The sequence below is a fragment of the Streptomyces rectiverticillatus genome (assembly GCF_013394065.1).
In the GTDB taxonomy this organism is placed as follows: Bacteria; Actinomycetota; Actinomycetes; order Streptomycetales; family Streptomycetaceae; genus Streptomyces; species Streptomyces rectiverticillatus.
This window is the reverse complement of sequence record NZ_CP040752.1, coordinates 2,908,035-2,922,353: the sequence shown is the minus strand read 5'-3', so window position 1 is coordinate 2,922,353 and position 14,319 is coordinate 2,908,035. Positions and strand designations below refer to the sequence as shown.

The 14,319-nt window shown below is 71.7% G+C and carries 11 protein-coding genes; 4 read left to right on the top strand and 7 right to left on the bottom strand.

Annotated elements, in window-relative coordinates; genetic code table 11:
• Nucleotides 1-29 precede the first annotated feature (29 nt).
• From FGW37_RS12520 to FGW37_RS12505, 4 genes are all read right to left on the bottom strand, one after another.
• Nucleotides 30-1,742, bottom strand: a complete 1,713-nt coding sequence (locus FGW37_RS12520; protein WP_179081140.1) for an LCP family protein — start codon at nucleotides 1,740-1,742, stop codon at nucleotides 30-32.
• A 152-nt stretch (nucleotides 1,743-1,894) separates the two neighbouring features.
• Complete coding sequence (locus FGW37_RS12515) at nucleotides 1,895-3,697, bottom strand: LCP family protein (RefSeq protein WP_179081139.1); 1,803 nt, start codon at nucleotides 3,695-3,697, stop codon at nucleotides 1,895-1,897.
• A gap of 229 nt (nucleotides 3,698-3,926) precedes the next feature.
• Nucleotides 3,927-5,408, bottom strand: a complete 1,482-nt coding sequence (locus tag FGW37_RS12510; protein WP_246430371.1) for an LCP family protein — start codon at nucleotides 5,406-5,408, stop codon at nucleotides 3,927-3,929.
• An 80-nt stretch (nucleotides 5,409-5,488) separates the two neighbouring features.
• Nucleotides 5,489-6,241, bottom strand: coding sequence for a TIGR03089 family protein (locus tag FGW37_RS12505; protein ID WP_179081137.1), 753 nt, complete (start codon nucleotides 6,239-6,241; stop codon nucleotides 5,489-5,491).
• 128 nt (nucleotides 6,242-6,369) lie between these two features.
• Between FGW37_RS12505 and FGW37_RS12500 the strand changes: the two genes are divergently transcribed.
• From FGW37_RS12500 to FGW37_RS12490, 3 genes are all read left to right on the top strand, one after another.
• Nucleotides 6,370-7,806, top strand: a complete 1,437-nt coding sequence (locus FGW37_RS12500) for a peptidoglycan recognition protein family protein (RefSeq protein WP_246430370.1) — start codon at nucleotides 6,370-6,372, stop codon at nucleotides 7,804-7,806.
• An 81-nt stretch (nucleotides 7,807-7,887) separates the two neighbouring features.
• On the top strand, nucleotides 7,888-8,970 hold the full coding sequence (gene manB / locus FGW37_RS12495; protein ID WP_179081135.1) for a mannose-1-phosphate guanylyltransferase: 1,083 nt from the start codon (nucleotides 7,888-7,890) through the stop codon (nucleotides 8,968-8,970).
• Between the two features lie 51 nt (nucleotides 8,971-9,021).
• Nucleotides 9,022-9,924 (top strand): DNA-3-methyladenine glycosylase family protein, encoded by a 903-nt coding sequence (locus tag FGW37_RS12490; RefSeq protein WP_179081134.1) that lies wholly within the window; start codon nucleotides 9,022-9,024, stop codon nucleotides 9,922-9,924.
• Between the two features lie 263 nt (nucleotides 9,925-10,187).
• Here the strand turns inward: FGW37_RS12490 and FGW37_RS12485 are convergent, their stop codons facing one another.
• The 3 genes from FGW37_RS12485 to FGW37_RS12475 are packed head-to-tail and all read right to left on the bottom strand — an operon-like array spanning nucleotide 10,188 to nucleotide 13,052.
• Nucleotides 10,188-11,555: a coenzyme F420-0:L-glutamate ligase gene (locus FGW37_RS12485; RefSeq protein WP_179081133.1), complete on the bottom strand. Its 1,368-nt coding sequence runs from the start codon at nucleotides 11,553-11,555 to the stop codon at nucleotides 10,188-10,190.
• Nucleotides 11,552-12,523 (bottom strand): 2-phospho-L-lactate transferase, encoded by a 972-nt coding sequence (gene cofD / locus FGW37_RS12480; protein WP_179081132.1) that lies wholly within the window; start codon nucleotides 12,521-12,523, stop codon nucleotides 11,552-11,554. Before cofD ends, FGW37_RS12485 begins: the two co-directional genes overlap by 4 nt.
• A 4-nt stretch (nucleotides 12,524-12,527) precedes the next feature.
• Nucleotides 12,528-13,052 carry a cysteine dioxygenase gene (locus tag FGW37_RS12475; protein WP_179081131.1) on the bottom strand — a complete coding sequence of 175 codons (525 nt, stop codon included), beginning with the start codon at nucleotides 13,050-13,052 and terminating at the stop codon, nucleotides 12,528-12,530.
• 691 nt (nucleotides 13,053-13,743) lie between these two features.
• On the opposite strand from FGW37_RS12475, the gene FGW37_RS12470 reads away from it, so the two are divergent.
• Nucleotides 13,744-14,007, top strand: coding sequence for a WhiB family transcriptional regulator (locus FGW37_RS12470; RefSeq protein ID WP_004952403.1), 264 nt, complete (start codon nucleotides 13,744-13,746; stop codon nucleotides 14,005-14,007).
• The last annotated feature ends 312 nt before the right edge of the window (nucleotides 14,008-14,319 follow it).

The window sequence follows — 14,319 nt, the reverse complement described above, 5'->3', positions numbered from 1 at the left end:
GACGGGCTCGTCCGGCCTTTCCCCCATGCTCAGAAACGATTCAGCGAGTTCACCTTCATGCACGCGGAGGTGTCGTTGCCGTTGAGGGGGTCCGAGCTCTCGGGGGCCTTGTCCTCGGCCTCCTTCTTGGGCTTGTCGTCACCCTTCGCCTTGTCGTCGCCGGGCTTCCCGGACTTCTCGCCCTTCCCGTCCGCCTTGTCCTTCTCGCCGTTCCCGCTCTTGTCGTCCGCGGCGGCGTCGTCGCCCTTCGGGTACGTCGTCCCCGTGCGCCAGTCCCCGCCGATCACCAGGGTCAGCCCCTCGACCGCGGTGGACATCCGCACCGCCCGCTCCGGCAGCCCAAGGGCCTTGGCCAGCGCCTCGGCGTCGGCCCGCTGGGACGTCTTGGCGTACCTGAGCGTCGTGTCGGCCTGGGCCTTCGGCGTGGAGTCCGACGTGGCCTTGGTGAAGCCCTGCTTGACGAGCGCCGCGGCGATCTCGGCGCCGCGGCCGGTGGCGACGGGCTGGGTGGCGGTGCCGGTGCCGTTGAAGACCGTCACCTCGACGGAGCCCTTGGGGGAGGCCGGTGCGCTCGGCGCGGCACCCTTGCCGTCCTTCTTCTTGTCCTTGCCGTCGAGCGCGATGTCGCGGCGGACGAGCGAGAACAGCTGCTCCGCGTCGCCCGGCTTGGGGACGACGTGGGCGTCCGGGTTCCAGGGGTCCGACACCCACGGCATGGTGGTCATGGTGATCCGGCCGGACGGCACGCGCTTGAGGTCGTCGGCGAGGTCGTAGAGCTTCTTGACCGAACCGAGGTCCTTGTCGACGGTGAGCGCCTTGGTGGCGGCCTCGGCGAGGTCGGTGAGCTTGTCCGGGTCGGTGAGCTTGGTGCCGGACTTCAGCTGGCGGACCATCGCGTTCATGTACATGTGCTGGGCGTGGGTGCGGCCGATGTCGCTGCCGTCCTCGAAGCCGTGGCGCGTGCGCAGCCACTGCAGGGCCTGCTCGCCCTTGACGTTGTGCGTGCCCTTCTCCATGCGCAGACCCGAGTCCTTGTCGTAGACGTTGTTGTCCACGCAGACCGGGACGCCGCCGACGGCGTCGGCCATGCTCACCACGCCCGCGAAGTCGATCATCATGAAGTGGTCGATGGGGATGCCGGTGAGCTCTTCCCAGGCGGCGACGGTGCAGCCGGGCCCGCCGTTCATCAGGCTGGTGTTGATGATCTGCCGGTTCGTCTCCTTGTAGACCGTCCCGTCATCGGGGTCGGTGCACTTGGGGATCGTGACCCGGGTGTCGCGCGGGACGCTGATGACCGACATGTTGCTGCGGTCGGCCGAGACGTGTACGAGCATCTGGACGTCGGCGAGCGGCTTGCGCCCGGCGTCCTCGCGGGCGCCGCCGAGGGCGACGTTCTCCGCCGAGTTCCGGCTGTCGGAGCCGAGGAGGAGGATGTTCAGCGGGCGCTGGCCCGCGGCGTTGGCGGCGCTGCGGTCGAGGCGCTTGTCGCCGAGGTTGAGGGGGTCCTTCTTCAGATTGCCGTTGAGGTGCTGGTAGTAGAAGTAGCCGGCGGCCGAGACGCCGAGGACGAGGACCGCGAGGCAGAGCGCGGTCCAGCGGGCTATTCGGGCCGCGCGGGAGCGCCGGCTGACGGGAGCACCGCCCTTCCCGCCCTCGTCGGCCGGTGCGCCCTTGCCGCTGTCTTCACGTGCTCCCGGAACGCTCTTGCGCGCCCGCGGCCCCCGCACGCTGCTCTGCCGCATCAGGCCTCCCCTAAATGGTGCGTCCGGCCCGATGGGCAGGCGTGTCGTCTCTCATGGATCGGTGCGCGCCCAGCGGGTCGCGCGGCAGGGCCGGCCTGCTGCTCAGCAGACCGGCCGCCCGATAGTGAGATGCATGTGTGCGGTGTCCGGGTTCACTTGGCGCAGATGTTCTTGTCGTCCGCTTCGACCCTTTGGATGTCCGGCGCCTTCGCGGGTGCCTGAACGTGGACCGGGGTGCCCGCGCCCTTGAAGTCCGAGCCCAGGGTGAGGGTCATCTCGGCCGGTGCGGCGCCGCCCGAGGTCTCCTTGAGGGCGTCGGCGGACAGGCCCATCACGTCGGCGATGCGGCGCGCCTGGTCGGCCTGGGCGGGGGAGAACTCCAGGACCGTCTTGTCGGCCTTCTTGCCGCCGGGGGTGTTGCCGCCGTTGCTGCTGCGGAGGATGCCCTTGCTGTTCTGCATCCAGCGGACGGCCTCCTGGGCCGCGCCGATCCTGCCGCTGCCGTTGAGGACCTTGACCCGGACGGCCGCGGGCTCCGCGCGGGGGCCCTGCAGCAGGGCCGCCTGCTTGGCGTCGGCCTGCTCCTGCTCCTTCTTCTCCTTCTCCTTCACCTCGGTGAGGGAGACGTCCTGACGGACCATCGCGAACAGCGGATCGGCCTTCGTCTTGTCGAGGACGACGGTCTTGTGGTTCTTGCCCTCGGCGGGGTTGTCGATCACGGGGACGGTCGCGAAGGTGATGTTCTTGAGGTTGACCCGGCTGAGGTCCTTCGCCAGCTTGGTCAGATCGCTGACGGACCCTATGCCGGAGTCGACGGTCAGTGACTTCGTCGCCGCGTCACCCAGGTTGTAGAGCTTCTTGGGGTTGGTGAAGGTGTCGTCGGACTTCATCTCGCGGATCATCGAGCTCAGGAACTGCTGCTGGAGCTTGATGCGGTCCAGGTCGCTCTCGAAGCCGACGCTGTGCCGGGTCCGGACGAACGCGAGCGCGTCCTCACCTTCGATCTTGTGCCGGCCCTTGCTGAGCTTGAGGTGCGACTTGGGGTCGTCGATGTCCTTGGCCAGGCACACCTCGACGCCGCCGACCGCCGACGACATCCTCTTGACGGCGTTGAAGTCGGCCATCATGAAGTGACTGACCTTCAGCCCGGTGAGGGCCTCGACGGTCCGCCAGGTGCAGCCGGGGTCGCGGTCCTCCTGGCCCAGGCTCTCGTTGAAGCGGACGCCCTTCGAGGCGGGGATGGTCTTGGTCTTCCCGTCCTTCTTGGTGGTGCACTCCGGGATGTCGGTGATCATGTCGCGCGGGATGGAGAGCGCGGTGGCGTTCGACCGGTCCTCGGAGACGTGGAAGAGGAGGGTGGTGTCGGCGTGACCGACGCTGCCCTCGTCGCCGTAGCCCTTGTTGCCCTCGCCGTCACGCTTGTCGGTACCGATGACCAGGATGTTGACGGGGCCCTTGATGACGGCGCCGTTGTTGATGCCGACGTCGACCTTGTTCAGGTTGCTGTTGAAGTGCTCGTAGAGCAGATAGGCGCCCAGCGAGCCGCCGACCAGGACGAAGGCCAGCGTCCCTCCGGTCCACAGCAGGGCCTTCTTCTTGGCGGACTTCTTGGGCTTGGGCTTGCGCCTGCCCGTCGCGGGTTTGACCGACGCCTTGGCTCCCGCCTTGGCTCCGCCGCGCCGGCCGGTGACGCGCTGGCCCGGCACGTCCCGCCGCCCGCCGGACGCCGTCTTGGGGCGCGGCGCCGGGCTCGGGGCGGCCTTCGAGGAGGGCACGAAGGAGCTGGCCGAGCCGGAAGGATCGGTGATGTCCGAGCGGGGAGAGCCCGTGCCCGGGGCCGGGTCCGCCCCGTCGGCATGGTCGAGACGCAGCTCGTAGCTGCCGGTTTTGGGGTCGAAGACCCACTGGTCGGCGGGGTCGATACCGCCTGCCCGCCCACGGCCTTGCGCGTCCACGGTCGCTTGCATCCTCCGTCGGTGCCACGCGGCGCCTACCCCCCCGAGGCGCTCGGTCACGTCGTCTGTGCAGTGCGCGGTCAGCCCGGCCGTGCGCACCGGATCGCTCACACTATCCGCCCAGTTCAGCGTCAAGCGACGCCGGTGACAAATTCCACTCCCCTACAACTGGGCAATCTGCTCAATCCATTCGCCGAGCGTGAAGAATCGTTCGCGTGGTTTGAGTGATTCATCCGCAGATGCCGCGTGCGGCCGTGGTTCCTTCATAGGTGGGGGGAGCGGTGCCCGGCGCGGTGCCGGCGGGGCCCGCCGGGGCGCTCGCGGGCGCGGAGGATGCGCCGCCGGAGGGCGGGGCCGTACCGTTCCGGCCGGTGGCCCCGCGCGGCGTGTGAGGAGCGCCGGGCGCGGCCGGGCCTCCTCCGGTCCCCCCGGTGCCCGGCGTCCACGCCGACCCCCCGGTTCCCGTCGTTCCCCCTGGTCCTGACGGCCCCTCGGGACTGCCGGGCCCCTCCGGGCTCACCTGTCCTCCCGGCCCCTCCGATCCGTCCGGCCCCTCCTCGGCCCCCGGCTTGCCGGCTCCCGGCCTGCCGTCCCCGGGCTTGTTCTCCGCGGCCCGGACGTTTCCGGTCACCGACACCGGCCGGTCCTCGCGCAGTTGCCTGAAGAGCTGGTCGGCGTCCGGCTGCACCAGTTCGTCCCGGTTGGGGTTGTACGGGTACGGGCGGCGCGGCACGGTCAGGAACTGCGCGCGGTCGCTCGGGACGGTCCGCACGGTGCGCACCAGGTCGTACATCTTGCGCAGCGAGTCGAGCCCGGCGTCCGTGGTGAGCGAGGAGGTGGCGGCGTCCAGCACCGGGTAGAGCCGGGCGGGGTTGAGCAGCACCCCGTCGCTCTGCATCTCCTTGAACAGCGCGCCGAGGAACTGCTGCTGTCGCCCCATCCGCTCGGTGTCGCTGCCGCCGCCGAGGCTGTAGCGGGCCCGGACGTACCCGAGCGCCTGCTCGCCGTTGAGGGTCTGGCGGCCGGCCGGCAGCTTCAGCCGCGCCTCCTGGTCGTCGACGGCCTGCTTGAGGCATACCTCGACCCCGTCCACCGCGTCGACCAGGTGCTTGAAGCCGCTGAAGTCCACGATCAGGTGGTGGGTGATGCGGATGCCGCTGAGCTTCTCGACCGTACGGATCGTGCAGGCCGGGCCCGCCTGCTCGAACGCCCAGTTGAACTGCGCGAAGCGCTCGTTCGTCTCGGTGCCGTCGGGCCGCCGGCACCGGGGGATCATCGACATCAGGTCGCGCGGGAGGCTGACGGCGGTCGAGCTTTTCCGGTCGGCGGCCACGTGCAGCAGGATCGTGGTGTCCGAGCGCTGGGTGCCGCTGTCCTCGCCGTACTGGCCGTTGCCCGCGCCGCTGCGGGTGTCCGAGCCGATGATCAGGATGTTCTGGGCGCCCTTGACCAGGGCCGTGGGGCGCTCCTTCTCCCAGCGCCGCAGCTCGTCCGCGGTGGCCGTGTCCGTTTTGATGTTGCCGTTGAGCCGTTCGTACAGGTACCAGCCCATCGCGACCACGGCCAGCACCGCCAGCGCCGTGCCCAGAGCGAGCCAGCGCAGCCAGCGGCGCCGGCGGCGGGGCGCGGGCGGCTGCTCGTCCGGCTCCTCGAAGAAGGCGGAGCAGGACGGCGTGGCCGGGGGGCCGGGCCTTCCTGGGCTCTGGGTCACGGTTGCGCTGCGTCCCTCCTCGGGGGTGCCGTAATTGGTCCGTACGCCGATCATCGCCCGAGTGCGGCGCCGCGGCAGCGTCAGAGGGCCGTCACGGTGACGCGCTCACTCTCCCGGCGCTTGTCGAGGCCGCCGCCGGAGAGCCGGTCGAGGTGGCGGCAGAGCACCACCGAGCCGCCGGAGGCGAGCGGGGCGAACAGCCCGGCGGACAGGCCGTCCCAGGAGTCGTAGGGCAGCCCGGAGAGCATGCGCGAGCCCGCGCCGAGCCCGTGCTGGTGGGCGTCCGTGCGGGAGCGCTCCACGAGCTGGGCGCCGGTCAGCTCCAGTCCGCCCACGGCGAGCGCCGGGGCGCCGGGGTCGACCGGGGCGTACGGGGCGAAGCGGTCGCCCTGCGCGGGCACCTCTACGGCGTAGTCGGTGAAGCCCGCGGGCGGCTGGGGGAACCGGCCGCCCAGGGGGCGCAGGGCCAGTGCCACGCGCTCGCCCGAGCATGCACGCGCCTCCTCCAGCGTGTCGGGCCCGCTGACGACGAGGTCCGCGGCGGCCGGGTCGCCGCCGACGTCGGCCAGCACGCCGACGGACGAGCAGGCCAGCAGCCACACGGCCGTCTGCCAGTGGGCGGGCAGCAGCAGGGCGAGCCGGTCGCCCGGCTCGGCGGCGAGATCGCCCTGGAGGAGATTGGCGGTCTTCGCCACCCAATTGGCGAAGGTGGCCACGGACAATTCCACGCGCTCGCCGGTGGCGTCGTCGTAGAAGGTCACAAGCGGGCGGGACGGATCCGCGGCGAGCGCGGATCGCAGCAGGTCGGCGGGGGTGCGATCGGTGGCGTTCATCGGCGCCAGCGTACGTGGCGGGGTGCGTGCGGGTCAGCCGGAAGGGTGACGCCGAAGGGGTACGGGGAGAACCCGTGGGCCACTTGACGAATGGACAGATTTATATAGGTATGCCCAAGATTTTCGGTATGCGTGGAATCCTTGTCTCGACGACCGTGACCGCCTGCGCCGCCGCCCTCACCCTGCCCTTCCTCGCCGCCCCCTCCTCCGCCTCGCAGTCCACCCACGACCCGGGCCTCACCCCGCGCTCCGTGCCCGGCAGCACCCAGTCGCTGCCGCTGGTCCCGCTGCACGGCAGGAACCGCACGGCGGGCCCCGAGCCCACCTCGGAGCAGGGCCTGCCCCAGCTGGAGGTCAAGCCCTTCTCGCTGGTCGGCATCGTCTGGGACGACGCCGCGGCCGAACTCCGCGGCCACGCCCAGGTGCGCACCCGCCCCGTCGGCAGCCGGGACTGGGCCGGCTGGCAGGAGATCTCGACCCACGACGACGACCGCCCCGACAGGGACTCGGCCGAGGGCCGCGCAGGGCGGCTGCGCGGATCCACCGCGCCCCTGTGGGTCGGCGCCTCCGACGCCATCCAGGTCCGCGTCCGCCCCGAGTCCACGACGACCGGACGCACCCCGGCCGCGGCCCTGCCGGCCGGGCTGCGCCTGGAACTGGTCGACCCCGGCGCCGACCGCACCCGCTCCGCCGCGCCCCCCGTCCCCAGCGAGAACGAACTCGCCGCCTCCGCCGCCAACGTCCCGCTCGCGCCCCTCGGCGCCACCGAGATCCCCGCGCTCGGCAAGCCGGAGTCCGAGGGCGACGTCGAATACACCGGTACGGGTGAGCTGCAGGTGGACGACGAGGAGTCCGGCGATCAAGGCGAGGGCGAGCAGAGCGCCGACGACGCCGACCAGGGCGGCGGCGACGGCTACGACGCCGACGACTACGGTCGCCCCAGCGGCGTCGACGGCCGCTACGTCGGCCCGCGCCCGCGCATCGTCACCCGGGCCGGCTGGGCCGCCGACGAGTCCCTGCGCGAATCCGGCTTCTCCTACACCGGGGCCGTCCGCGCGGCCTTCATCCACCACACGGCCTCCGGCAACCGCTACTCCTGCTCGCAGTCCGCGTCCGTCATCCGCGGTATCTACCGCTACCACGTTGTGAGCAGCGGCTGGCGGGACCTGGGCTACAACTTCCTCATCGACAAGTGCGGCACCATCTACGAGGGCCGCGCGGGAGGCGTGGCCAGACCCGTCAAGGGCGCGCACACCCTCGGTTTCAACAGCAGCAGCATGGGCATCGCCGTTCTCGGAACGTACGGAACCACCAGTCCGTCCACCGCGGCGGTCGACGCGGTGGCGGACCTCACCGCTTGGAAGCTCGGGCTGTTCGGCGCCAACCCGGCCGGCACTGCGAGCCTGGTGTCCGGAGGCGGAAATCGGTTCAAGAAGGGGACCAAAGTCAAACTCAAGGCCATCTCCGGGCACCGCGACGGCTTCGCCACGGAGTGCCCCGGCAAGCGCCTCTACAGCAAGCTCGGCACCGCCCGCTCCGTCGCGGCCCGCCTCCAGGGCCGCTGACCTGGCGCGAGGGCACCCTCCGGTCTGCATACACTGGCCGCCGATCACGGCCCGGCCCCAGCAGGAAGCAGAGACGACAAGGTGACAGAAGCCATCCTCCTGGTCGGCGGCAAGGGAACCCGGCTGCGCCCGCTCACGATGAACACGCCCAAACCCATGGTCCCCGCCGCGGGCGTCCCCTTCCTGACGCACCAGCTGGCGCGGGCCCGCGCGGCGGGCGTGGAGCACATCGTGCTGGCCACGTCCTACCTGGCGGAGGTCTTCGAGCCGTACTTCGGCGACGGATCGGACCTCGGCCTGCACCTGGAGTACGTCACCGAGGAGGAGCCGCTCGGCACCGGCGGCGCCATCCGTAACGTCGCTTCCAAGCTCCACTCGGCCCCGGACGAGCCCGTCCTGATCTTCAACGGCGACATCCTCACCGGCCTGGACATCGAGGCCCTGGTGACGACCCACCGCACCACCGGCGCGGACGTCTCCCTGCACCTGACCCGGGTCGAGGACCCGAGGGCCTTCGGCCTGGTCCCGACCGACGCGACGGGCCGGGTGACGGCCTTCCTGGAGAAGCCGCAGACGCCCGAGGAGATCGTCACCGACCAGATCAACGCGGGCGCGTACGTCTTCAACCGCGCGGTCATCGACACGATCCCCGCAGGGCGGGCGGTCTCGGTGGAGCGGGAGACCTTCCCCGGCCTCCTCGCCTCCGGAGCACACCTGCAGGGCATGGTCGACTCCACGTACTGGCTGGACCTGGGCACGCCGCAGGCCTTCGTCCGGGGCTCGGCCGACCTGGTCCTGGGCCGGGCGCCGTCCCCGGCGGTCCCGGGCCGCTGCGGCGACCGGCTGGTCCTGGACACCGCAGAGGTCGCCCCGGACGCCAAGCTCACCGGCGGCACGGTCATCGGCGCCGGCGCGCGGGTGGAGCCGGGCGCCCGGGTCGACGGCAGCACGGTGCTGGACGGCGCGGTCATCGAGGCGGGCGCACAGGTCCGGGACTCGCTGGTGGGCGCAGGGGCGCGTATCGGGGCGCGCACGGTGCTGGACGGCGCGGTGATCGGGGACATGGCCCGCATCGGGGCGGACAACGAGCTGCGGGCAGGGGCCCGCATCTGGTGCGAGGCGGAGATCCCGGCGTCGACGATCAGGTTCTCGTCGGACCAGTAAGCCGGACGAACCCGGCATAAGCGGACGAAGAGCTGGACGTACCCTGGCAGGATGACCACCCGCACCTGGACCCCACCGGGCCCGTACGACCTGGGCCGCACGCTGGGCGTCCTGGCGCGGGGCCCGGGCGACCCGGCGTTCAGGAGGGGGCCGGACGGCTCGGTGTGGCGGGCGACCCGTACCCCGGAGGGCCCCGGCACGCTCCACGTGAGCGAGGAGGGCGGAAGCATCCGCGCGGAGGCGTGGGGGCCGGGAGCGGACTGGCTCCTGGAAACGCTCCCCGCCCTCCTCGGTGCCGAGGACGACCCGGCGGCGTTCACCCCCCGCCACCGCCTGGTCCACGAGGCGCACCGCCGCAACCCCGGCCTCAGGCTGGCCCGCACGGGTCTGGTCCTGGAATCGCTGATCCCGTCCGTCCTCGAACAGAAGGTCACCAGCGACGAGGCGTACCGGGCCTGGCGCCTCCTCCTGCAGCAGCACGGCGAACCGGCTCCGGGCCCGGCCCCGCGGATGCGGGTCATGCCGAGCGCGCGGGGCTGGGCGATGATCCCGTCCTGGGACTGGCACAAGGCGGGCGTGGACGGCAAGCGCTCGGCGACGATCGTCCGGGCGGCCCGGGTGGCGGCGCGCCTGGAGGAAGCGGCCGCCATGGACGACGCCCAGGCGTCGGGACGCCTGCAGGCGGTCCCGGGCATAGGCCCGTGGACGGCGGCCGAAACGCTCCAGCGCAGCAACGGCTCCCCCGACGCCGTCACGGTCGGCGACCTGCACCTCCCGAAGATCATCGGCTACGCCCTCACGGGCGCGAGGGGCACCGACGACGAGAGGATGCTGGACCTCCTGACCCCGTACGAGGGCCAGCGCCACAGGGCGTGCCGCCTGATCCTCCTGAGCGGAGTAACCCCGCCACGCAGGGCGCCCCGCTTCTCGGTAAACGACATCAGAGCCCTCTGAAGAGCCCTCTGAGGAGGAACCGAGGAGGGTCGGGCGAGGGACGCGAGGCCGGAGCTCTTCAGAAGGCTCTGAGGAGGAACCGAGGAGGGTCGGCCGAGGGACGGCGGGAGGGCGCCGGGGCCGCAGGGGCAGGGTCCCTGGACGCTGACGTGTATTTGCGGCGCCAAGCGCCGGGCAAGATCGCGCCAGGGCTGAGGGCGCCGTAAATATACGGTCCAGGGACCCTGCCCCGGAGGCCCCGGCGCCCGCCCCCCCCGAACGACCTACCGCACCGAGATGAACGTGTCCGCGACCCGCGGAGCCCGCTCCCGCGGCGCCGCCGCCGCATGCCCCACGGCCACGGCCCCCATCGGATCCCACCCCTCAGGCAGCTCCAGCACCTCGCGCACCACGTCCCGGCAGAACATCGTCGACGAGATCCACGCCGACCCCAGCCGCTCCCCGGCCAGCGCCACGAGGAAGTTCTGTACGGCCGCCCCGGCCGCCACGACGAACATCTCCCGCTCGGAGGCGTTCCGCCGCGCGTCCGGATAGGTGTGCGACCCGTCCATCACCAGACACGGAACCACCAGATACGGCGCATTCCGCAGCACGTCACCGCGCCGCACCCGCTTGGCGATGCTCTCCTCGCCGAACCCGTCCCCCCGCAGGTCCGCGATCCACGCCTCCCGCATGGCGTCGAGCAGCCGCACCCGCGCCTCCTCGGACTCCAGCAGGACGAACCGCCAGGGCGTCGTGTGATGCGGGGCAGGAGCAGTGATGGCGGCGGCAACGGCCCGCCGCACGGCAGCACCGTCGACAGGCTCACCCGTAAACTCCCGCACCGTCCGCCGCAGCGTCACGGCTTCCCGCACCGCTTCGGACGTCCCGAGCCGGAACATGTCGTCGGCGGCGGAACGCACCAGGGCCCGCGCCCCGGAGTCGCCGTCCTCACCCTCGCTCTCACCCTCGCCCTCACCCACCACGTGGGGCAGCCCGCGCACCACGGCGACCGGCAGCCCCGCGACCTTGCCCTTGACGAGGTCCCCGGCCGCGGCCAGCTCGTCGGCCGTGGCGACGACGGTCGCGCTCAGCGGATTGCCGTGCGCGTCGGCACCGCCCCGCAGGTCGTCCAGCACCCGCACCCCGGCCGCGCCGATGGCGACGTCGGTCAGACCGCTGCGCCAGGGCCGGCCGAAGGTGTCCGTCACGATCACGCCGACGTTCACGCCGAGCACCTCCCGCAGGCCGGCCCGCAGGGCACGGGCGGAGGCGTCGGGGTCCTCGGGCAGCAGCAGGACCGTCCCGGCGGCGGTGTTGGAGGCGTCGACGCCGGCGGCGGCCATGACCAGCCCCTGCCGGTTCTCGACGATCCGCAGGTTCCCGCGCCGGGCGACGACCCGTACGGTCTCGGCGTCTATGGCCGCCTCGCGGTCGTCGGCACGGACCAGCCGCCCCTCCGCCTTGCTGACGATCTTCGAGGTGACGAGCAGGACGTCGCCGTCGGCGAGCCCGGGCAGGCCCTCGCCCGTGACCGCCCCGGCGAGGAGCTTGACGAGGTCGTCGCCCGCCTGCACCTCGGGGATGCCGGGCACGGCCCAGACCCGGTACCCGGGGACCGGGCCGCCCCCGGAGGGCTCCGGCGCGCTCACGCCCGCACCTCCTCGGCCAGCGCGAGTGCCTGCGCGGCCATGGCGGCCGTGGCCTGCGTGTCCGTCATCATCAGCGGCACGGCCCGGCACGGGATGCCCGCGGCCTCGACCTCGGCCACGGCACCGGCGTCGACGGTGTCGACGAGCCAGCCGTCGAGCAGCCCGGAGCCGTAGTGCCGGGCGACGGCCGCGGCCGTGGACTCGACGCCGACGGCGGCCAGCACCTTGTCGGCCATGCCGCGCACGGGCGAGCCGCCGACGATGGGGGAGAGGCCGACGACGGGCGCGGACGCCCCGGCGACGGCCTCGCGGATGCCGGGCACGGCCAGGACGGTGCCGATGCTGACGACGGGGTTGGAGGGCGGGAAGAGGATGACGTCGGCCGCGGTGAGGGCCTCCAGCACGCCGGGCGCGGGCTTGGCCTGCTCGGCGCCGACGGGGACGATCGCGTGCGCGGGCACGCCGGCCCGCAGGCGCACCCAGTACTCCTGGAAGTGGACGGCCTTGCGGGCGCCGTCCTCGCCGTCGGGGTCGTCGATCATCACGTGCGTCTCGACCCGGTCGTCGCTCATCGGCAGCAGCCGCACCCCGGGCTGCCAGCGCGCGCACAGCGCCTCGGTCACGGCGCTCAGCGGGTAGCCGGCGCCGAGCATCTGCGTGCGGACGATGTGCGTGGCGAAGTCGCGGTCGCCGAGCCCGAACCACTCGGGCCCGACTCCGTACGCCGCCAACTCCTCCTTCACGGCGAAGGATTCACCGGCCCGGCCCCACCCCTGCTCCTCGTGGATGCCGCCGCCGAGGGTGTACATCACGGTGTCGAGGTCGGGGCAGACCTTGAGCCCGAAGAGGTGGATGTCGTCGCCGGTGTTGCCGATGACGGTGATGTCCGCGTCGGGGACTGCTGACTTGAGGCCACGGAGGAAGCGGGCGCCCCCGATCCCGCCGGCCAGAACCACAATGCGCTGCATGCGGTCAGTCTGTCAGGACGGGGGGCCGCTCCCGAGGGGTGGTGGCCGCCGACGCGGGCCGGCGCATGGGCATCTCGGTCAGCCCCGGCGAGTAGACGTGGAGGCTCACGGCCGGTGCGAGGGAGTCGTTGACGATCTCATGAGCGTATCCGGGGGCGAAGACGCGCTGCGCTCCGGCGCGCAGCACCTGCCGTGCGCCGTCGAGCGGCCCGGTGCTTCCGGTGATCTCGGTCAGCTCGCCCTCGAGGACGGTCAGCACGCCGGAGGAGGGGCCGTGGTCGTGGGCACCGCTGCCCTGGCCGGGCACCCAGCTCAGCAGCCAGACCTCGTAGCCGGGGCCGGTGCGGAGGCGGTGGTACCAGCGGCTGGTGGCGTCGTACCGGACCAGGTGGGCCCAGGAGGCGCGGTCGGCGGCGACGGCGCGGGCCAGCCCGGCGAACTCGGCGACGGTGCGCGGGTGGGCGGGGGCGGGCGGCAGCAGGTGGGGGATGGCGAGCGGGTCGCCGGCGATCTGGACGTCGCTGTTCATGTGCGGAGGTTCCTCGGCGAGGTGCGGGGGAGGGCGCGGTGACAGGCGGAGCATGGGGCGCCCGGAGCTACGGGTGGCGCGAGGGCGCGGTGCGCCGCGGACGGCCGGGGTGTCGGCCGCGCGGGCGGGTGGTGCGGGACCCCGGGAAGGAAAGGGGTCAGCCGGAGCTCGGGGGCATCAACAGCTGGAACAGCGACAGCGAGCCTGCACGGCGCAGCGGGACCCGTAGTCACGGGTCAGGCTGAGGGCGGCGTTCACTGGCATGCCCACCACGGTGACGGGACCGGACACGTTGTGTCAACTGAGTGTCCCTTTTGAGGGCAATGTTTCACCTCATCCGGTAACTGTGGGTGCTCCAAGGTTTGCGGGGGTGTGACCATGGACAGGTGGCGCTCCAGTCAGGGCCGCAAACATCGTTCGGCCGGACGGTGCAACGGGATTGCCGCGCGTGACGTCCTCTCCTTACAGAGGGGAGCGGGTCGACCGTGGTCGGCAGAGGGGCTTGTCCGGACTTGTAATCTTTTGGACACTTTCTGCTTGGCTTTGGTTCCGCAGAGTGAATAAGGGGCCCAATAGCAGATCCCGGCTTGACTGGCCCGGATCGGCACACTTGTAATTTCACCCGTGTCGTTCTGCCGTACTTTGATGAAGGCGGAGACACCGGGACGTAAATGACAGACGAGGGGCGCACATGACCGAGCTGTTTCAGCAACTGCTGGTCGAGGAGGCGGACGAGGAGCTCGGCTGGCAAGAGCGCGCGCTGTGCGCTCAGACCGATCCCGAGTCCTTCTTCCCCGAGAAGGGCGGATCCACGCGGGAGGCGAAGAAGGTCTGCCTCGCCTGCGAAGTCCGCTCGGAATGCCTTGAATATGCCCTTGCCAATGACGAACGGTTCGGCATCTGGGGCGGCCTGTCCGAGCGCGAGCGCCGCCGCCTCAAGAAGGCAGCGGTCTGAGCTTCCGATAGGCATACGGATAGGCGCACGGTCCCATGAACCGATGAGGCGGATAAGCGGTCTTATCGAGGAACCGGAGCTCGCGATTCGGTTTCGGTGATTCCGGGGCCAGTGATTCCGTGAGAAATCCCTGAATTCATGGGCCGATAGTCACGGAAAGTTAAAAGCGGAAGCCAGAGGTTAGCGCCCCGTGGCGCCGACCGCCGGGTTCGGAGCAGGACCCGGCCGGGGTTTCCGCCGGTATGGCCCTGCCGCCTGAAGACGTACGGGACGACCTACGGTCCGCCCACCGCGCCCGCGGCGCGAGGCGGA